Here is a 19,583-nt window from a genome sequence, read left to right as displayed (position 1 = left end):
TACCTGAAATTAGCCTACTTTTTTTAATGCAAAATCCCGACCAAAAAGCAATTTATTGCGAATATTCGAGATTGGCGTTTGATCTGCAATCAGCTCTGCATACCAAGCGCCATCCTCAGTATCTCCAAACAACACCGCACCAATCACTTTGTCATGCTGAATAATGATGCGTTTATAAATTTGACGTTTTTCATCATTCAAAATGATGTCTTCAAAATCTTCAGACGGTTCGAAATTACCTGCTGAAAACACATCTACACCACTGACTTTCAGCTGTGTTGGCACGGTTGGCGCTTTGAAGGTTAAACTGCCATGTTCTGCCAAATGCGAAGCACAAATAAATGCTTGTCCCCACAGCGGTTCTACTAAACCGAAGGTTTGACTGCGATGCTCAATACATTCACCAACGGCATAGATACTTGGGTCATACGTTTGCATGGTGTCATTGACCATCACTCCACGCTGGGTTCTTAAGCCCGCGCTTTGTGCCAAAGTGATATTTGGTCGAATGCCGACAGCAAAGACCACCAAATCTGCATCTAATAGCGTTCCATCTTGCAGGCGAATTTGATTAACATGACCATCCACACCTAACAACGCTTCAGTATTGGCTTCTGTAATAATCTTGATGCCTTTTTCTTCAATGTTATGACGTAACATTTGGCTGGCACGGCTGTCTAGTTGACGATCCATGATTCGATCCATCAGGTGCAGCACTGTCACATTCATACCACGGCGTTTTAAACCATAGGCCGCTTCAAGCCCGAGTAAGCCACCGCCAATCACCACGGCATTCTTCTTGTTTTTGCTGTATTCCAGCATTTGATTGACATCATAAATGTCACGGAAGCTCATCACACCTTTCAGGTCAGCACCAGAAATAGGCGGAATAAAAGGTTTCGAACCTGTCGCTAAAATCAGGCGATCGTAGTTCACCACCATGCCTTTTTGGGTATGCACTTGCTTACGTGGCCGATCAATTTTGATTGCAGGATCATCTGCAATAAACTGAATCCCTTTTTCGCTGTACCAGACATGTGAATGGAGTATGATATCTTCAATGGTTTTATCGCCTGAAAGCACAGGTGACAGCATAATTCGGTTATAGTTGCCCCATGGTTCTTCACCAATCACGGTAATTTCATAACGATCAGGTGCCATATCCAATAAGTCTTCTAGGCAGCGCATACCTGCGAGTCCATTGCCGACCAAAACCAAATTCATTTTTTCTGAACTCACACCATTGTTGGTGATATAGGTTTTTTGTGCTGTCGGGCAAACCATGACGCGATCATTTTGAATTCTGGTTGGAAAAACCAAAAGTTTTTGATCTTTATCTTCCAAGCAGCGCCCAGTCGCCAAGCTAAAATGTTGTTTATAGATTGGAGAAGCAATGACACGCTCACCTTGTAAGTCACCAATAATGCCGCGACTCATGACATTGGCTTGGCTGAACGGATCTTTATTGCTGAGTGCATAAACGCGCTTTTCTGTACCCACACGGAATAATGCAACTGATTGTCCACCCACCAAGGCGCCCACACCTGTATTTGGTGTAATGTCACTCAAATCACAGACATCAACCCACTCTTGTTCTGGCAGCATATTTTTATGGTTTAAACTGGTCATGTTGATTCTCCTTATTATGCTTCAACCATTGGAATTCGTTCTGCTGCACGTTCCGCTTCGCTGAGAGGGCGAATTTGTCCACGTTCCTGCGTAAATTGGATGTGTGGATCGGCTTGCTGATCGACATCGGCATTGATATAGGTTTGGAAGCGCTTACGAATTTCTGGGTTTTCTACCGCAGTACGCCATTCATCTTGATAAGTTCCAACAACGTGTTGCATACGGCGTTCTAATTCAGCGGCTAGACCAAGAGAATCTTCAACAATCACGGATTTTAAATAATCCAAACCACCTTCCATGTTGTCGCGCCATACACTGGTTCGTTGTAAACGATCTGCGGTTTGAATATAGAACATGAAGAAACGGTCGATATAGCGAATCAGGGTTGCTGTATCCAAGTCTGATGCAATTAGTTCTGCATGGCGTGGTTTCATGCCGCCATTACCGCAAACATAAAGGTTCCAGCCTTTTTCCGTGGCAATGACCCCGACATCTTTACCTTGTGCTTCTGCACATTCACGAGTACAGCCTGACACTGCCATTTTTAATTTATGTGGTGAACGCAGACCTTTGTAACGGTTCTCAAGGAAAATCGCCAAGCCAACTGAATCATCGACACCATAACGGCACCATGTGCTACCGACACAGGATTTAACGGTACGTAATGATTTACCGTATGCATGTCCCGATTCAAAGCCCGCAGCATTGAGTTCTTCCCAAATTAACGGTAGTTGGTGCACTTGTGCACCGAACATGTCAACACGTTGACCGCCAGTGATTTTAGTGTACAAATTATATTTTTTGGCAATTTGACCCACAGCAATTAAGCCGTCTGGCGTAACTTCACCGCCTGCCATACGCGGCACTACCGAATAAGAGCCATCTTTTTGGATGTTGCCCAAGTAATAGTCATTACTGTCTTGTAGACCCGCATGTTTTGGCTCAAGGACAAAGTCATTCCAGCACGATGCCAAAATGTTGGCAGCCGTCGGTTTACAAATATCGCAGCCTAAACCATGACCATGTTGATGAATCAGATCATCAAAAGTCTTGATTTCATTGACGCGCACCAAGTGATACAGCTCTTGGCGTGAGTACGGAAAGTGTTCACAAATGTGATTGTTCACCGTTACACCTTGACGTTGTAATTCTGCTTTTAAGACTTGTGTTACCAGTGGAGTACAACCACCACATGCCGTCGCCGCTTTGGTACATTTTTTCAGTGCACCTAAAGAGGTCGAACCCTCACTAATGGCTTGGCAAAGATCTGCTTTTGATACATTGTTGCATGAACAAATGGTGGCACTGTCAGGCAGTAAATCAACACCACTTCCACCTGCTTTGGCAGCTGAGTCAGCAAACCCTGGCATGATTAAGCTTTCTGGAACTTCGGGTAATGCCAGTCCATTTAGCATCATTTGAAGTAAATCATTGTATTCTTGAGCATCACCAACCAGTACTGCTCCTAGCAGTTTGGTTTTTTCTGCATTGATGACAATTTTTTTATACACCAGCGCTGCTTCATCAGCATAGAAATAGCTGAGTGAATTAGGCGTCAGCGCATGCGCATCACCGACCGAGGCGACATCGACACCCATCAATTTCAGTTTGGTGCTCATGTCTGCACCAGCAAACAGATTGGTGTCTTGCTGCATCATGTGTTTGGCAGCAATACGTGCCATGTCATAACCTGGGGCAACCAAACCAAAGATTTTATTGTTCCAGAGTGCACACTCACCAATTGCATAAATATCTTCATGGCTGGTTTGGCAGAAATCATTAATCACGATCCCGCCACGTTCACCAATCGCCAAACCACTACTTCGTGCCAGTTCATCACGTGGGCGAATACCTGCTGAGAACAAGACGATATCCGTTTCAAGTTCAGAACCATCGCCAAATTTCATCACATGCACTGCAGATGACCCATCTTCAATCGATTGGGTGGCTTTTTGGGTATGAACTTTAACTCCAAGATTTTCAATTTTCGTGCGTAATACTTTACCGCCTAAGTCATCCACCTGAACCGCCATCAGGCGCGGTGCAAATTCCACCACATGCGTTTCAAGGGCTAAATCGCGTAATGCTTTTGCTGCTTCCAGACCCAATAAGCCCCCACCAATCACCACCCCAGTTTTAGCATTTAAACTTGCAGCTTTAATGGCATCTAAGTCTTCAATGGTGCGGTAAACAAAGCAGTTCTTGCGGTCATTGCCTGGAATGGGTGGTACAAAAGCATATGAGCCTGTTGCCAGCACCAATTTGTCATAACTTAAAGTTTCACCATGATTGGTAGTGACCAATTTATTTTGTGCGTCAATTGCGGTCGCTTTGGTATTCAGACGTAAATCAATGCCATAGGCATCAGCAAAATCTGCACGAGCAAGCGATAAATCTTTTGCGCTTTTACCAGAGAAATATTCAGTTAAATGTACGCGGTCATAAGCTAAACGTGGTTCTTCTGCAAGGATGGTGATTTCAACTTCATCACCTGCATGTTCCAGCACACTTTCAATAAATTTGTGCCCAACCATTCCATGACCAATCATCAATAATTTCATATTCATTCTCCTTAATTTTTTTACTTATGCCATGTTGTTACGATCAAGCACGGCTTGTTCAAATAGACGTTGTTCTTTCTCTTTGTGTTCGACTGAAAAGCGAATCATGAGGACAAAACTTGCTGCAATTACCACCAGTCCACCCAGAACCATCAGGCAAGTTTGAATATCCAAGACACCTTTTAGTAAGAAACCTGCTGCAACCGCGCCGACATTGCCACCCGCACCAATAATGCCAGCCACCCCACCCAAGGCATCACGATCGATAAATGGCACCAGTGCATAAGTTGCTCCGCAAGCCATGTGGGTAAATAGTGCAAATACGGTCATGGTTAAGATTGCGAGTACAGCAGTATTCATTTGTGAGAATAAGATCAGGAACAGACCTTCCAGTAAGATCATGCCAAACAGCACTTTAGTACGGCCATCCAAGCCTTTATTCGTTGCGACTTTGTCAGAAATGATACCGCCTAAGGCACGAGCGAACAGCGCCAATAAGCCGAAGATCCCTGCAGCGAGCCCCGCTTCTTTTAAGCCGAAGTCAAAATTTTCGACGTAGTACATCGCAACAATATTGTGAATAAAGATCTCGATACCGAAACAAGCAGCGTAAGAACCAAATAGAATCCAAACACGATAGTTACGCGCAGCATGCAGCAGAATATTCAAACCACCTTTTTTATCGCTACCGACCTGAACGCCTTGAGCACGTAACTCTTTAAAATTACCTTGAGGACAATCTTGGGTATATTTCCAATACAGCCCACCCACGATCAGCATCATGATGCCAGGAACCAGCAAAGCAATACGCCAACCCATTGCTTGCTCTACACCAAACATCACAATTGCTGAAAGTAATAACGGCATGAGTGCTTGTGTCGCGCCACCACCCGCATTGCCCCAGCCTGCTGTGGTTGCATTTGCGGTTCCTACTACATTTGGTGCAAACATAATGCTGGTGTGGTATTGAGTAATGACAAAACTCGCACCAATCGCACCAATCAGGAGTCGGAAAAATAAAAATGATTCATAACTATTCGCAGAAGCAACGCCGAATACCGGAATACTGCCCAAGATGAGTAAGGTGGTATAGGTTTTGCGCGGACCGTATTTGTCACACAATGGCCCTACAATGAGTCGGACTAAAATAGTGATGGCAACTGCGGCAATATTAATATTGGCAATTTGATCTTTAGTCAGATGAAATTCACCTGCAATCACAGGCATGAGAGGTGCACAGGCAAACCATGCAAAAAAGCAGACAAAAAAGGCGAGCCAACTCATATGGAAGGCCCGCATCGCTGAAGTCTTGAAATTAAAAAGACTTATTGTTGTGGCTTTTTTCTCGTATAAATTTGAAGACATAACCATCTCCTTCCTGAACTGAACGTATATAAAATGCTGTTATTCAGCTTTCGCCATATAACAGCTCGATCAGAACGGACATCGTTGGCCGTCTTGCAAATTTTTTAGAGTCGTCTTTGACTCAGTTTTAATTATGCAAACAGTATGCCAATATTGTTTATTTTTTTATAAGCTACTGTTTTTATATTAAAAAACTCACCTCCCTTCCATTTTTAGATCTATTGATGAACAACCACAGGCTGATCACGGCGATTTTATTGCGATGCTTTGGTCAAAAAATCTAATCTTGCATCCAAATTGTACATTTTGCTTACTTGTGGTGCAGTAACCGCGATTCACATGAAAGCAACGTTATTTTTTGTATTCATTTATGGCAAAAAACATTGGTGGTATGTTTTTTGCTTTACAGGTTTAAGTATAAATCGAGTCGATTCAGACTCATATCATTAGCGATAGCTCAATATGCCAAAGCTTAAACTTAAAATTGCCTTGATTGATGATGATCAAGATCGTGCCCACTATATTAAAGACTCATTGATCGCACATGATTTTGATGTGGTTGCCTGTTTAACCATCGATCATCTGAATATGTTCAAACTGGAACACTTACAGGTCGATGTCATTTTGTTAGATATGGATCATCCACATCGCGACATTATTGAAAGCTGTGTCAGCCAGTTTGATTTACCGACCGTTCTTTTTACCCAAAATAGCCAAAAAGAGATGATCAAAAGCGCGATTGACGCAGGCATTACGGCTTATATTGTCGATGGTATAGATCCTTCCAAACTTGAGAGCATTTTAGAGATTTCGATTGAACAATTTAAAAAGCATAAAAAGCTGCTTTCAGATTTAAAGGAAACCAAAAGTAAATTGGCAGATCGTAAAGATGTGGAAAAAGCCAAAGTCCTGCTGATGCAGCTGCATCAACTCACTGAAGATCAAGCCTTCCAACTGTTGCGTAAAAATGCGATGAGCCATCGAATCACCATGGGAGAAATGGCACGCCGCCTACTCGATGCGCAAGAATTACTACAAACCAAATTGAAGGATTAAGCCATGTCTGCATTAGAAAAAACTCAAATCCAACTTGGCTATATTCCCTTATTAGATTGTATCGCGCTACTTTGGGCGAAGCATCGTGGCTATTTTGAGGAACTGGGTCTCGATGTGACCTTGGTTAAAGAAGCCTCTTGGGCGAGTCTGCGTGATCGTCTAGCCTTTGGTGTATTAGATGCAGCACATTGTCTTTCAGGTATTTTACCCGCAGCCAGCATCGGTACCGACCAAATAGGGATTCCCTTTCAAACACCTTTGGTGCTGAGTGTAAACCGTGCCTATATCAGTTTAAGTCAAAAGCTCTGTTTTGCTTTAGATGTTCAAGCAGAAGATACACCTAAAGACATTGCAGAGAAAGTGACTCAAGCGATTCAGCAAGGGCAGAATATTCAACTGGCGCATGTGTTTGCCAACTCGATTCATCACTACTGTTTGCGTGAATGGTTAGCACTGGCAAATCCTGAGTTAGCACATTCCATCAAACTCAGAATTTTACCGCCGCCTTATATGGTGGAAGCGTTAAAGAGTCAGGTGATTGATGGTTTTTGTGTCGGTGAACCGTGGAATACCCAAGGCGAAATTTTAGGCATTAGTCAGATTGTCGCTTCGAGTGAAGATGTGATTCCTGCGATTGCTGACAAGGTGCTGGCGGTAACACAAGATTGGGCAACAGCCAATCCCAATACCCTCAAAGCCATGACTCAAGCCATTGAAAAAGCACAGGCTGAAATTAAAGTCATGTCCGACTTTAATCAAATTTGGGAATTGTTGCATGCCTATGATGTGATTCAGTTTGAATGTTCAGATAGCGTGCATGTGCAAAAATTCCATAAAATCCAGCAGATTATTCGCAACTTTATTGAAGACAGTGCAAGTCCAAAGATTGAAGACTTTGAATGGTTAATCCAGCAAATGCAGAAATGGAGCAAGGTACAAGTGAATGATGCCGACCTAAAAGCCCTAAGCCAGCAATGTATCATTCAGCTTTAATTTGGATGGGTGCATTTAAAGTTTTCTTAAGGTGAGAATTTGTTCACTGCGCCCAAATGGTCCATGCGTGTCATGCAATACAGCACTGGTTAGTCCTATGCCGTCAGTACCATATTGTTGCTCGACCTCAAGTCCAAGCCATTGTCCTTGTGGCATACGATACAAATGAATTTGTAAATCTAGATTAGGAAATGCCCAACCCGCCTGCGGATCTTGACGAGGAACGACACCATTGGCGGTATCGACCATGCCCATCAGTTTAACAAAGTCACTGGTAGTCTTGCCTTCGACCATATTGCAATGATTGGTCAACCAGACCACGCCCTTTCCTGCACGTCGGGCTGGTTCGGTACGGGTTTCAATGCTTTGAATATAGCCACCTGCCCAGCACTTCATACCTTCCCAAATTGGCAATTGCTCTGGATGTTGTACTTTTTTATCTTCAAGCCCCGCAATACTATGCGTGTCTTGAGTCAGCATTTTCCATGCACGCGCCACAATACAGGTTTTACCATTGGCTTGCATTTCACTTTCAATCAATTCAATGGTTTTACCACCCCGAATCATACGCGTGGTAATACTAAAATCACCAAAAGCAATCAAGCCAAAAATATCGAAACTGATACGTCCAATTCGCATTTCCTCGCGGGCTAAGAACTGTTCCAACTCCGCACACATGACTCCTGATGCTGGTGCCATATGTTGCTCATGTGGATTCCAAGCCCCCTGCGCATGTAAGTGTGATTGGTAATGTGCGGTTACGCTACCATCAGCATTATTTTCACGCTGAATCAAACGATAATAAGCTGGCATAGTGACATCCTGTTGTTGCATTTGCATGGTATTGATCAGTCCATGACGAAGTGTAAATCATTACTTCACGGCACAAAAACCGTAATAATTCATAATCTGGCTGTAGGTTTTTACTTTTTTAAATCCAACATTGGAAAGAAGTTGCTGACCCATTCGCGGTGAAACCAGAAAAAAATCCTGTTGTAAGCGTTCCACCATTTTTTCACTCTGACCTTCTGTTAAGCCATTGTTCTCACAGAACTGCTTCAGAACCAAAATTTCATGTGCTTCTGTTTCTTTCATTAAGTCATAGGTCAGCAGCATGCCATTTGGTTTTAATTGAGTAAAAATGTCTTTAAAGAAGTTTTGTTTCGATTCCAATGGAATAAAGTGCGCAACCAAAATGGATAACACCGCATCAAAGCTTTGCGTCGCGCCAATACTTTTGGTATCGCCATGAATAAAACGGATGCGATTTAACACCCCTTGTTTTTCTAAGTGTTGTTTGGCTTTGCACAACATCACATGTGATGGATCTACTGCGGTGAAGCGCCAAGTCGGGTGCTTTTGTGCAAGATATTGAATTTCATATCCTGTACCGCAACCGACCACCAAGATTTGAACATTTTCTTGGTCGCCATAATGATGTGACAAAATAGCATCCACTTGCTGATGCGTTAATTCATACCCCGGAATCAGCTTACGGATATGTTCATCATATCCCTCCACCACTTGTGGGCTGTTAAAGTCTTTGGCCATGCTGCGCTCTATTTTTAATTGTTCTGCATACGACAAGAAACTGTGTAAAAGTTTTTGTACCGTGCTGCTTTATGGTTGAATTAAGCGACTGACATAGCATCCAGTGTCAGTTCTGCAATAGAAGGTTTTGGTTTCTCTACCGTTAAACCTAATTTTTGAAATAATTGTTGATCTTTACCCTGTCCTACATTTGGCGTGGTCAGAAGTTTCTCACCGGAGAAAATGGAATTTGCACCTGCCATAAATGCCAAGGCTTGATCGCTGTCAGTTAAGGATTCTCGTCCTGCTGAAAGTCGGATATAACTTTTCGGCATCACAATACGGGCAACCGCAATGGTACGAATCCATTCAGTGACATCCAGTTTTTCTTCTTGCGCCAGAGGTGTACCTTCAATCGGCACCAACATATTGACTGGCACAGATTCAGGATGAATCGGTAAAGTCGCCAATTCGAAAATTAAACCGATACGGTCTGCACGCTGCTCACCCAAGCCAACAATTCCGCCACTACAGACTTTTAGCCCTGCATCACGGACATGTTGTAAGGTTGCTAAACGATCATCAAAACTACGGGTAGTGATAATATTGGGATAATGTTCGCGTGAAGTATCCAAATTATGATTGTAATAATCCAAACCTGCCTGTTGTAAGCGTTCTGCCTGAGAAGCATTCAGCATACCTAGAGTCATACAGGTTTCTAAACCTAAGGCTTTGACTTCACGCACCATGTCTAAGACATAAGGCATGTCGCGTTCATGCGGATTCCGCCATGCAGCCCCCATACAAAAACGTGAAGATCCTGAAGCTTTGGCTTGTTTCGCCTCCTCAATGACTTTTTCAACCGCAATGCGTTTTTCTGCTTCTAGCTTTGAATCGTAACGTGCAGATTGAGAGCAATATTTGCAATCTTCAGGGCATTTTCCTGTTTTAATCGACAGTAAGGTGCTGACCTGAATCTGATTAGCACTGAAATTTTGACGATGAATTTGTTGTGCCTGAAAAACCAAATCTAAAAATGGTTGCTGATACAGGTCTTGTATTTCTGCGCGAGTCCAATCGTGACGAAGTTGCATCATGATTTCCTTATTTTTGTTTGGGTAGTTCAGACATTTTTATTCTTTCCTTTACCCGACTGGCGAATAAAGGAAAGTAATCAATACTATGTTCGCGTTATGCAATATCTTCTACTAAGTTCAGTTCGTTACGCATAAATTCACGTAATTTGAATTTTTGCGCCTTGCCTGAAGCGGTCATTGGGAACTCAGTAAAGAAGCGAACATAACGCGGCACTTTGTTATGTGAAATATGTTCAGCACAGTAACGACGAATGCTCTCTTCTGTTGTTTCATGGTGTTCATGCAAAATAATGCAGGCACAAAGCTCTTCGCCATAACGTGCGTCTGGTAGACCAATCACCTGTACATCACTCACATCTGGATGGGTATATAAGAAATCTTCAATTTCTTTCGGGAACAGGTTCTCACCGCCACGAATCACCACATCTTTAATACGACCTTTAATTTTTACAAAGCCGTCATCATTCATTTCTGCGATGTCACCGGTATGCATCCAGCGCGCATTATCAATGACTTCTTGGGTTTTCTCGCCATCTTCCCAATAACCCAACATGACTGAATAACCACGCACACACAGCTCACCCAGCTTGCCACGTGGTACGACTTTACCTGCTTCATCGACAATTTTGATTTCCAAATGTGGATGTACGCGACCTACCGTACCAACACGTTGTTCAACTGTATCGCTGGTCGAACTTTGTGCGCTCACCGGTGCAGTTTCGGTCATGCCATAGCAAATGGTAATTTCGGTCATGTGCATACGCTCCATGACACGTTGCATAATCTCACGTGGACACGGACTACCCGCCATAATGCCTGTGCGTAAGCTGCTTAAGTCAAAGTCGTTGAACTGTTCATGCTCTAAGGTCGCAATGAACATAGTTGGCACACCATAAGCAGCGGTACATTTTTCTTGCTGAATGGCTTTTAACGTATCTAAAGGATTAAACACTGCTGAAGGATAGACCATGGTTGAGCCATGCGTGATGCAGGCCAAATTGCCCATGACCATTCCAAAGCAATGGAATAAGGGCACTGAAATACAGACGCGATCTTGCGGGCTTAAATGAATCGCTTCACCGACAAAATAACCATTATTTAAAATGTTATTGTGTGTGAGCATGGTGCCTTTCGGATTACCCGTTGTACCCGAAGTAAACTGGATATTAATGGTTTCATCAAACTGCAGTTCACTTGCAACCTCTTCTAATTTTTCAAGTTGCTTGACTGTGGGTTGTCCCAAAAGATCTTGAAAACGATGCATTCCTGTATGTACGGCATCATCAATTTTAATCACGTGTTTTAAATGCGGTAAACGTAGTGCATTTAAGATTTTATCTTCAGCTTCTTGCAGCTCAGGCGCAATCTTAGTTAACAGCTCTTGATAATTTGTAGTTTTAAATTGCGAGGCAATCACTAAACCTTTACACGACACCTTATTCAGCACGTATTCAAGCTCGTTGCTTTTATAGGCAGTATTCAGGTTGACCAAAATAATGCCAGCTTTAAATGCAGCAAATTGAGTAATGGTCCATTCCACACAATTTGGTGACCAAATGGCAAGGCGATCGCCTTTTTTAAATCCCAGCTTAAGTAAGCTACAAGCCAGCGCATTCACCTGAACTTGTAGCTCTTTGTAGCTTAACCGTACATTCTGATGCACACTGACTACAGCATCCTGATCTGCATATTGCGCACATGCCTGATCAAATTTTTCACCAATGGTCATACCCAATAAAGGTTGACTGCTGGCTCCATACGCATAGCTTAACCGTACCTGTGTCATTTGAATCACTCTCCTTGATTCTTTGTAATTCTGATTCTTACTGTTTTATTTTGATCACACGGATTACTTTGTACGCGATTTCCTATTTTGCATATCAGACTATTTAATTACGCTCCTGTAATTGCACAGCTTGAACACAAAAATCTGCAACCTGCTTCACAAAATAATCTTTGTAGTTTTGATCAAACATCACATTACGAGATGGATTTAAAGGCTCAATTACGACGAAAGTCATACTTCCGACAATGCATAACGCCACCGTATTTAAGTCTTCAAAGCCAAACTCACCATTGACTTTCCCTTCGGCAAGAATCTCGTTAATGCTTTGCTTGATCAATTGTTTACTGCGAAAACGCTCATGTTCAATAATTGGATCTACAGGTTCGAACATGAGTGAATACGACAGTTGAGGACTATTCAATGCCCGCTTAACAAAGGTGGTGACTGCCTTGTGTAATTTCTGCTGTGCTGTTAGCCCTTCGCTACTCGCAATGGTATTCAAAATATGAATTTCATGCTGAATCGCTTCAGACAACACTTCAATTAAGACTTCACTTTTATTGTTAAAATAGCGGTAAACCAAGCCACTGGACACGCCTGCACGTTCAGCAATTGCTTGAATTTGTGCATCTTTAAATCCTCCTTGAGCAATAAGTTCACGTGCAGATTGCAAAATCGATTGTCGATTTTGTTCCATACGTTCTTGCATCAATGATGATCTTTTATAACTCATAATTTTATTCTCAACAAGGCAAAAATGAATTTTAAATCAATTTATGAATTTTAGTTCACTTTTTTAAAAAATAGATGTATTGTAAAACTACAAGCACAACAACAATGCTTATTGGACAACAAATATAACCTCAGGATGAACAGCATGAACTCACACGTTCCATTACAACTTAGTCTACAAACCTTAAGTTTCGGTTTGGACGATACTCTACTCGCACTTCGTGATTCAGTTGCCGCTTTTTGTGCAAAAGAAATTGCACCAATTGCACAACAAGTGGATCGTGACAATGTATTCCCTGCTCACCTTTGGAAGAAAATGGGTGATATGGGTTTACATGGCTTAACAGTAAGTGAAGAGTACGGCGGTTCTAACCTCGGTTATTTAGCACATATTATCGTTATGCAAGAAATCTCACGTGCATCTGCCGCTATCGGATTGTCTTACGGGGCACATTCTAACCTATGTATTAATCAAATTAAGCGAAATGGTAACGAAGAACAAAAACAACGTTACTTACCCAAGCTGGTTTCTGGCGATTTTGTTGGTGCATTAGCCATGTCTGAACCCAATGCAGGCTCAGATGTGGTCAGCATGAAGTTAAAAGCAGAAGAACAAGGCGATCATTACATCTTAAATGGCTCGAAAATGTGGATCACCAATGGTGGTGATGCCGATGTGTTGGTGGTATATGCTAAAACTGACTTACAAGCAGGTCCTAAAGGCATGACCGCCTTCCTGATTGAAAAAGATATGCCTGGATTCAGCCACGGCAACCATCTGGATAAATTGGGTATGCGCGGTTCAAATACTTACCCTCTGTTTTTTGACAACGTCAAAGTGCCAAAAGAAAACGTATTGGGTGGTGTGGGTAATGGCGTAAAAGTGCTGATGAGTGGCCTAGATTATGAACGTGCAGTCTTAAGCGCGGGTCCTCTCGGCATTATGGATGCGTGTATGGATACCGTGATTCCTTATATTCACGATCGTAAACAATTCGGACAAGCACTGGGTGAATTCCAGCTCATGCAAGGCAAAATTGCCGATATGTATTCAACTTGGTTGGCATGTAAGGCATTGGTTTATGCAGTGGGTGCTGAATGTGACCGAGCTGAGCATAGCCGCAGCCTGCGTAAAGATGCAGCCAGTGCCATTCTGTATGCAGCGGAAAAAGCCACTTGGATGGCAGGTGAAACCATTCAAGCCCTTGGTGGAAATGGTTATATCAATGAATTTTCAGCAGGACGTTTATGGCGTGATGCGAAACTTTATGAAATTGGTGCAGGGACTTCGGAAATCCGCCGTATGCTCATCGGTCGTGAATTATTTAACGAAACTGCTTAATCCCTCTGACCCAATTTATACAAGGAAGTTTCTATGAATCAATTACAAAACAAAATGCATAGCGACCATGATGAGTATAATCTGGTACAAATGCCAAAACAGAACAATCAGAACATTACTTTTGCAAACCAAGGTTCAGACTTAAATCAACTTCAAAGCAAAATTAACAGTCGCAGTGATGAGTTTAAAAACAATCAGTCAAGCATGCTGAATCTGGTTCAAGATTTAAAACAAATCAGCCAGAAAATTGCCTTAGGTGGTGGTGAAAGCGCTCGTCAAAAACACATCGCCCGTGGCAAATTGTTGGCGCGTGACCGTATTGATCAACTGATTGATGCTGGGACAGCTTTCTTGGAAATTGGGCAATTGGCTGCACATAAAGTTTATGCCGATGATGTGCCTGCTGCGGGTGTAGTGGCAGGTATTGGTCAAGTGAATGGCGTCACTTGCATGATCGTTGCCAATGATGCAACGGTTAAAGGCGGTACCTATTACCCGCTTACCGTGAAAAAACACTTACGTGCACAGGAAATTGCAGAACAAAACCACCTCCCTTGCATTTATTTGGTGGATTCGGGCGGTGCATACTTACCTATGCAAGATGAAGTGTTTCCAGATCGTGATCACTTCGGGCGTATTTTCTACAATCAAGCCCGTATGTCGAGCTTAGGCATAGCCCAAATTGCAGTGGTAATGGGAAGCTGTACCGCAGGTGGTGCTTATGTGCCTGCCATGTCGGATGAAACGATTATTGTGCGCAATCAAGGCACCATTTTCTTGGGTGGTCCACCTTTGGTAAAAGCTGCAACTGGCGAAGTGGTCAGCAGTGAAGATTTGGGTGGTGGTGACGTGCATACTCGTCTTTCAGGGGTTGCAGATCATTTGGCAGAAAACGATGAGCATGCTCTACAAATTGCCCGTAATATCGTAGCGAACTTGAACATCAAACCAAATAAAACCTTAGAAGACATTGAAGCGCCACTTTTCCCTGCTGAAGAACTGTATGGCATTGTGCCAAGTGATACGCGTAAACCTTTTGATGTGCGTGAAATTATTGCCCGTATTGTCGATGGTTCACGCTTAGATGAATTTAAAGCACGCTTTGGCACGACTTTAATTACGGGCTTTGCCAAAATTTACGGCATGCCAGTCGGCATTATCGCCAACAACGGTATTTTATTTTCCGAATCTGCTCAAAAAGGTGCACACTTCATTGAGCTGTGTGTACAACGCAATATTCCATTGTTGTTCTTACAAAACATCACCGGCTTTATGGTCGGACGTGAGTATGAAAATGAAGGGATTGCCAAACACGGTGCCAAACTGGTGATGGCGGTTGCCACAGCGAATGTGCCTAAACTGACTTTAATTATTGGCGGATCATTTGGTGCAGGAAACTATGGTATGTGTGGTCGTGCCTATTCCCCACGCTTCTTATGGACTTGGCCAAATTCACGTATTTCGGTCATGGGTGGCGAACAAGCGGCCAGCGTACTTTCTACCATTAAACGCGATCAAATTGAACAAAAAGGTGAATCTTGGTCTGCCGAAGCAGAAGATGAATTTAAGCAACCCATTCGTGATCAATACGAACGTCAAGGACATCCATATTACTCTTCTGCACGCTTATGGGATGACGGTGTGATTGATCCTGCTCAATCTCGCCAAGTCTTGGGTTTAAGTCTGGCAGCGGCAATGAATGCCCCAATTCAACCAACCAAGTTTGGCGTGTTCCGCATGTAAGGGGTGAAAAATGGACTATCAATTTTTACAACTCGAACAGCAACAGCAAGTGGCAACGGTTTGGATCAATCGTGCGGAACTGCATAATGCATTCAATACCACGGTAATTGAAGAATTGCATCACTGCTTTCAACAACTGAATGGTCGTGATGATATTCGTGTAGTAATTTTAGCGGGTCGTGGCAAAAGCTTCTCAGCGGGTGCTGACTTAAACTGGATGAAACAGGCTGGACAAGCCTCGCAAGCAGACAATGAAGCCGATGCATTGAAACTAGCGAAAATGCTGCAAAGCTTGGCAACCTTAAAACAGCCGACCATTGCACGTGTACAAGGCATTGCCTTTGGTGGTGGTATGGGTCTCGCTTCTGCTTGTGATATTTGTGTTGCCAGTACGGAAGCGAAGTTTGCGACGTCTGAAGTACGTCTGGGGCTAGCACCTTCGACCATTAGCCCTTATGTGATTCGTGCCATTGGTGCCCGTCAGGCTTCACGTTATTTCTTAACAGCTGAACGGATTAGTGCAGAACAAGCACTTCAAATCGGTTTAGCCCATGAAGTCACCACGCCTGAATTACTCGATGCCAAAGTTGATGAGATTTTACAAGCGCTGTTATTAGGTGGTCCAGAAGCTCAAGCAGCATCGAAACAACTGATTCAGATGGTCAATCAAAAAAGTGTTGATGAAAATTTACTCGTGCAAACGGCACAACATATTGCACATGTGCGCCAAGGTGAAGAAGCAAAAAATGGACTGAATGCTTTTTTAAACAAACATAGCCCAGCTTGGATCAAGGCAACGGCATAACAACAATAAGGACAGAACAATGTTTGAAAAAATTCTAATTGCGAACCGTGGTGAAATTGCCTGCCGTGTGATCCGTACTGCGAAAAAGTTGGGTATTGCGACGGTTGCGGTTTATTCAGATGCCGATGCACAATCTCAGCATGTTAAACAGGCGGATGAAGCCATTTATATTGGTGAATCCCCTGCTTCACAAAGTTACTTACAGATTGACCGTATTATTCAAGCGGCTCTAACGACAGGTGCTCAAGCCATTCACCCTGGTTATGGTTTTTTATCTGAAAATGATCAATTTGCTGAAGCCTGTGAAAAGAACAATATTACCTTTATTGGTCCTCCAGTTGCCGCCATTTTAGCGATGGGCTTAAAAGCCACTTCAAAAGCATTGATGGAAAAAGCTGGTGTGCCTCTAACCCCTGGTTATCATGGTACCAATCAAGATGCAGCTTTCTTAAAACAACAAGCGGATCAGATTGGCTATCCAGTTTTGATTAAAGCCAGTGCAGGTGGCGGTGGTAAAGGGATGCGTTTGGTCGAGCGCGAAGCTGACTTTTTAAGTTCACTTGCTTCTTGTAAGAGTGAAGCAAAATCCAGCTTTGCCAATGATGACGTGTTGATTGAACGCTATGTGATACAACCACGTCATATTGAAGTTCAGGTTTTTGGCGATACACATGGTAATTACGTACATTTATTTGAACGTGATTGTTCAGTACAACGTCGCCATCAAAAAGTCTTGGAAGAAGCACCTGCTCCTTTAATGCCACAGCATAAACTAGAGGCGATGCGTCAAGCTGCGATTGATGCAGCGCGTGCTGTCCATTATGTCGGTGCGGGTACGGTGGAATTTATTGTCGAACAAGATGGTACGGCGTACTTCATGGAAATGAATACCCGTCTGCAAGTTGAGCACCCTGTGACTGAAATGATTACAGGACAAGATTTGGTTGAATGGCAATTACGCGTGGCTTATGGTGAGCCATTACCAAAGCAACAACATGAATTACAGATTCATGGTCATGCGATTGAAGCGCGTGTTTATGCGGAAGAACCTGAAAAAGGCTTCTTACCAGCGATTGGTCAAATTAGCTATCTGCACTACCCAAATCAAAACCAAAATGTCCGCGTGGATAGTGGTATTGTCGAGGGCGATGAAATTACCACCTTCTATGATCCAATGATTGCCAAGCTAATCGTCTGGGGTGAAAACCGTGAGGCGGCATTGGTTCAAATGCATAATGCCTTAGGTCAATTTCATGTGGAAGGTTTAGGCAACAATATTGCATTCTTAGATCGTATCATCCGTTGTGATTCATTTAAAAATGCCAAACTGGATACCAACCTGATTCAACGTGAAGATGCATTCCTCATGAATGCTGAAGCAGCTTCATCTGAAACCATTGTTTCTGCAGCATTGATTGAATTATTAAAACGCTTTCACCAACAGCAAAATTCGCATTCAGTCTGGTCTTCAGCACCCCTTTGGCGTGTCAATGTAAAAGCTCAATACAGCGTTAAATTGCAGCTCAATCAACAAGCCATTGAGGTGCGCTTTACGGCAATTGATCACGGCTTTATTGCACACTATCAAAGTCAGGAATATCCAATTCAGGGGCAATTGCTGGATGCACATTTAGCACAACTTAATCTGAATGGTCAGCAATCTAAATTGGCATTTAGTGCAGATGTAGACCACCTTACCGTTTTCAAAGAAGGTCAGACACATAAATTTGCCTATGTACGCCCAACTTATGGCAATCAGGATGCACAGCAGAATGAAGGTAATTTAAAAGCGCCAATGCCAGGTGTGATTACTCAAGTGTTGGTTGAAGCCAATGCACAAGTGAAAAAGGATGACATCCTGCTCACCTTGGAAGCAATGAAGATTGAATATGCGATTCGTGCTCCGCGCGATGGTGTGATTACCTCTGCCTATTTCCAAGCAGGTGACCAAGTCAAAGCAGGTGATGAACTGGTGGAGTTTCAAGCTTTAGCAGAGGAAGTGGCATGACTGAATTTGTGAAAATCGTTGAAGTCGGTCCGCGGGATGGGCTTCAAAACGAGAAAACACCACTCACGCTTCAGGATCGTAAACAGCTGATTCTGGACTTGATGCAAACGGGTCTCAAAGCGATTGAAGTCGGTTCTTGCGTGTCACCAAAATGGGTGCCACAAATGGCATTTAGTGATGAGCTGTATGCACAATTACCGAAAGATCCGAATATTCAATTTAGTTTGCTCACTCCAAACATGAAAGGCTTTGAATCTGCTCTGGCAGTAGGTTGTAAAGAGGTTGCGGTTTTTACCGCAGCTTCTGAAAGCTTCACGCAAAAGAACATTAACTGTTCCATTGATGAAAGCTTTGAAAAATTTGCCGATATTCTAAAAGCAGCCAAAGAACATGACATCAAAGTCCGTGGCTATGTATCTTGTGTGGTCGATTGCCCCTATGAAGGTGCAATTGATCCGAAACAAGTCAGCAAAGTGGTGACACGTTTGTTTGATATGGGCTGTTATGAGGTGTCTTTGGGTGAAACCATCGGTACAGCAACGCCAAACCGTGTCAAAACGATGTGGGAAGCTTGTTTAAGTGAATTAGATGCTCAATTCATGGCAGGACATTTTCATAACACCTACGGCATGGCAATTGCCAATATTTACCAGTCCCTTGAACAAGGCATTCGAGTTTTTGATTCTTCAATTGCAGGTTTAGGCGGGTGCCCGTATGCCAAAGGGGCATCGGGTAATGTAAGTACCGAAGATTTATTGTATTTACTCAATGGCATGGGCTTTGAAACCGGCATTAATGTCGAAGCATTGATGCGTGCCAGTCAAAACATCAGTCAGCGTTTAGATCGGAATAATCCTTCAAATTATGCCAACGCTTATTTTCAAACACGTTGTGCTTGAACTAGAACAGCTACTTAAAAAATTAGCCGCTCAATGA

Annotated in this window: 15 protein-coding genes; 7 read left to right on the top strand and 8 right to left on the bottom strand. The window is 43.0% G+C overall.

The annotated features are described in order from the left end of the window. Positions 1 to 9 precede the first annotated feature (9 nt). The 3 genes from nirD to MKI85_RS06385 are packed head-to-tail and all read right to left on the bottom strand — an operon-like array spanning position 10 to position 5,555. Complete coding sequence (nirD, locus tag MKI85_RS06395) at positions 10 to 1,629, bottom strand: nitrite reductase small subunit NirD (RefSeq protein ID WP_241626084.1); 1,620 nt, start codon at positions 1,627 to 1,629, stop codon at positions 10 to 12. A gap of 14 nt (positions 1,630 to 1,643) precedes the next feature. Beyond that, positions 1,644 to 4,190 (bottom strand): nitrite reductase large subunit NirB, encoded by a 2,547-nt coding sequence (gene nirB / locus MKI85_RS06390; RefSeq protein WP_241626083.1) that lies wholly within the window; start codon positions 4,188 to 4,190, stop codon positions 1,644 to 1,646. Positions 4,191 to 4,214: 24 nt separating this feature from the next. After that, positions 4,215 to 5,555, bottom strand: a complete 1,341-nt coding sequence (locus MKI85_RS06385) for an MFS transporter (RefSeq protein WP_413350933.1) — start codon at positions 5,553 to 5,555, stop codon at positions 4,215 to 4,217. A gap of 462 nt (positions 5,556 to 6,017) precedes the next feature. Here MKI85_RS06385 and MKI85_RS06380 point away from each other — a divergent pair, with 462 nt between their 5' ends. After that, entirely contained in the window at positions 6,018 to 6,611 is a 594-nt protein-coding gene (locus tag MKI85_RS06380) for an ANTAR domain-containing response regulator (RefSeq protein WP_241626078.1), read from the top strand. A 3-nt stretch (positions 6,612 to 6,614) separates the two neighbouring features. After that, entirely contained in the window at positions 6,615 to 7,604 is a 990-nt protein-coding gene (locus MKI85_RS06375) for an ABC transporter substrate-binding protein (RefSeq protein ID WP_241626076.1), read from the top strand. A 15-nt stretch (positions 7,605 to 7,619) separates the two neighbouring features. Here MKI85_RS06375 and MKI85_RS06370 read toward each other — a convergent pair whose 3' ends face one another. The 5 genes from MKI85_RS06370 to MKI85_RS06350 all read right to left on the bottom strand — a co-directional run bounded on the left by MKI85_RS06370 (position 7,620) and on the right by MKI85_RS06350 (position 12,750). Continuing rightward, the gene (locus MKI85_RS06370) at positions 7,620 to 8,417 is read right to left on the bottom strand and encodes a thioesterase family protein (RefSeq protein WP_241626293.1); all 798 of its coding nucleotides are present in this window, start codon (positions 8,415 to 8,417) and stop codon (positions 7,620 to 7,622) included. A 60-nt stretch (positions 8,418 to 8,477) separates the two neighbouring features. After that, positions 8,478 to 9,155: a class I SAM-dependent methyltransferase gene (locus MKI85_RS06365; protein ID WP_241626074.1), complete on the bottom strand. Its 678-nt coding sequence runs from the start codon at positions 9,153 to 9,155 to the stop codon at positions 8,478 to 8,480. A gap of 80 nt (positions 9,156 to 9,235) precedes the next feature. Beyond that, positions 9,236 to 10,228: a biotin synthase BioB gene (bioB, locus tag MKI85_RS06360; RefSeq protein WP_241626072.1), complete on the bottom strand. Its 993-nt coding sequence runs from the start codon at positions 10,226 to 10,228 to the stop codon at positions 9,236 to 9,238. A 97-nt stretch (positions 10,229 to 10,325) separates the two neighbouring features. After that, the gene (locus MKI85_RS06355) at positions 10,326 to 12,017 is read right to left on the bottom strand and encodes an AMP-binding protein (protein ID WP_241626071.1); all 1,692 of its coding nucleotides are present in this window, start codon (positions 12,015 to 12,017) and stop codon (positions 10,326 to 10,328) included. 103 nt (positions 12,018 to 12,120) lie between these two features. Beyond that, entirely contained in the window at positions 12,121 to 12,750 is a 630-nt protein-coding gene (locus MKI85_RS06350) for a TetR/AcrR family transcriptional regulator (protein ID WP_241626069.1), read from the bottom strand. Between the two features lie 144 nt (positions 12,751 to 12,894). Here MKI85_RS06350 and MKI85_RS06345 point away from each other — a divergent pair, with 144 nt between their 5' ends. The 5 genes from MKI85_RS06345 (at position 12,895) to MKI85_RS06325 (ending at position 19,546) form a co-directional block, all read left to right on the top strand. Further along, positions 12,895 to 14,091, top strand: a complete 1,197-nt coding sequence (locus MKI85_RS06345) for an isovaleryl-CoA dehydrogenase (RefSeq protein ID WP_241626067.1) — start codon at positions 12,895 to 12,897, stop codon at positions 14,089 to 14,091. Between the two features lie 90 nt (positions 14,092 to 14,181). After that, on the top strand, positions 14,182 to 15,834 hold the full coding sequence (locus MKI85_RS06340) for a carboxyl transferase domain-containing protein (protein WP_241626291.1): 1,653 nt from the start codon (positions 14,182 to 14,184) through the stop codon (positions 15,832 to 15,834). A 10-nt stretch (positions 15,835 to 15,844) separates the two neighbouring features. Continuing rightward, positions 15,845 to 16,639 carry an enoyl-CoA hydratase/isomerase family protein gene (locus tag MKI85_RS06335; protein ID WP_241626065.1) on the top strand — a complete coding sequence of 265 codons (795 nt, stop codon included), beginning with the start codon at positions 15,845 to 15,847 and terminating at the stop codon, positions 16,637 to 16,639. A gap of 19 nt (positions 16,640 to 16,658) precedes the next feature. After that, positions 16,659 to 18,647, top strand: a complete 1,989-nt coding sequence (locus MKI85_RS06330; RefSeq protein WP_241626062.1) for an acetyl/propionyl/methylcrotonyl-CoA carboxylase subunit alpha — start codon at positions 16,659 to 16,661, stop codon at positions 18,645 to 18,647. Then, the gene (locus tag MKI85_RS06325; protein ID WP_241626060.1) at positions 18,644 to 19,546 is read left to right on the top strand and encodes a hydroxymethylglutaryl-CoA lyase; all 903 of its coding nucleotides are present in this window, start codon (positions 18,644 to 18,646) and stop codon (positions 19,544 to 19,546) included. The genes MKI85_RS06330 and MKI85_RS06325 overlap by 4 nt, the downstream gene beginning before the upstream one ends. Positions 19,547 to 19,583 lie beyond the last annotated feature (37 nt).

The organism is Acinetobacter zhairuonensis, assembly GCF_022601715.1.
Lineage (GTDB): Bacteria > Pseudomonadota > Gammaproteobacteria > Pseudomonadales > Moraxellaceae > Acinetobacter.
This window is presented reverse-complemented; position numbering and strand designations above follow the sequence as displayed.

What these genes read in the sequence shown, in the direction of transcription:
- nirD (WP_241626084.1), bottom strand. Translation starts at nt 1,629, where the DNA reads ATGACCAGTTTAAACCATAAAAATATGCTGCCAGAACAAGAGTGGGTT.
- nirB (WP_241626083.1), bottom strand. Translation starts at nt 4,190, where the DNA reads ATGAAATTATTGATGATTGGTCATGGAATGGTTGGGCACAAATTTATT.
- MKI85_RS06385 (WP_413350933.1), bottom strand. Translation starts at nt 5,555, where the DNA reads ATGTCTTCAAATTTATACGAGAAAAAAGCCACAACAATAAGTCTTTTT.
- MKI85_RS06380 (WP_241626078.1), top strand. Translation starts at nt 6,018, where the DNA reads ATGCCAAAGCTTAAACTTAAAATTGCCTTGATTGATGATGATCAAGAT.
- MKI85_RS06375 (WP_241626076.1), top strand. Translation starts at nt 6,615, where the DNA reads ATGTCTGCATTAGAAAAAACTCAAATCCAACTTGGCTATATTCCCTTA.
- MKI85_RS06370 (WP_241626293.1), bottom strand. Translation starts at nt 8,417, where the DNA reads ATGCCAGCTTATTATCGTTTGATTCAGCGTGAAAATAATGCTGATGGT.
- MKI85_RS06365 (WP_241626074.1), bottom strand. Translation starts at nt 9,155, where the DNA reads ATGGCCAAAGACTTTAACAGCCCACAAGTGGTGGAGGGATATGATGAA.
- bioB (WP_241626072.1), bottom strand. Translation starts at nt 10,228, where the DNA reads ATGCAACTTCGTCACGATTGGACTCGCGCAGAAATACAAGACCTGTAT.
- MKI85_RS06355 (WP_241626071.1), bottom strand. Translation starts at nt 12,017, where the DNA reads ATGACACAGGTACGGTTAAGCTATGCGTATGGAGCCAGCAGTCAACCT.
- MKI85_RS06350 (WP_241626069.1), bottom strand. Translation starts at nt 12,750, where the DNA reads ATGAGTTATAAAAGATCATCATTGATGCAAGAACGTATGGAACAAAAT.
- MKI85_RS06345 (WP_241626067.1), top strand. Translation starts at nt 12,895, where the DNA reads ATGAACTCACACGTTCCATTACAACTTAGTCTACAAACCTTAAGTTTC.
- MKI85_RS06340 (WP_241626291.1), top strand. Translation starts at nt 14,182, where the DNA reads ATGCCAAAACAGAACAATCAGAACATTACTTTTGCAAACCAAGGTTCA.
- MKI85_RS06335 (WP_241626065.1), top strand. Translation starts at nt 15,845, where the DNA reads ATGGACTATCAATTTTTACAACTCGAACAGCAACAGCAAGTGGCAACG.
- MKI85_RS06330 (WP_241626062.1), top strand. Translation starts at nt 16,659, where the DNA reads ATGTTTGAAAAAATTCTAATTGCGAACCGTGGTGAAATTGCCTGCCGT.
- MKI85_RS06325 (WP_241626060.1), top strand. Translation starts at nt 18,644, where the DNA reads ATGACTGAATTTGTGAAAATCGTTGAAGTCGGTCCGCGGGATGGGCTT.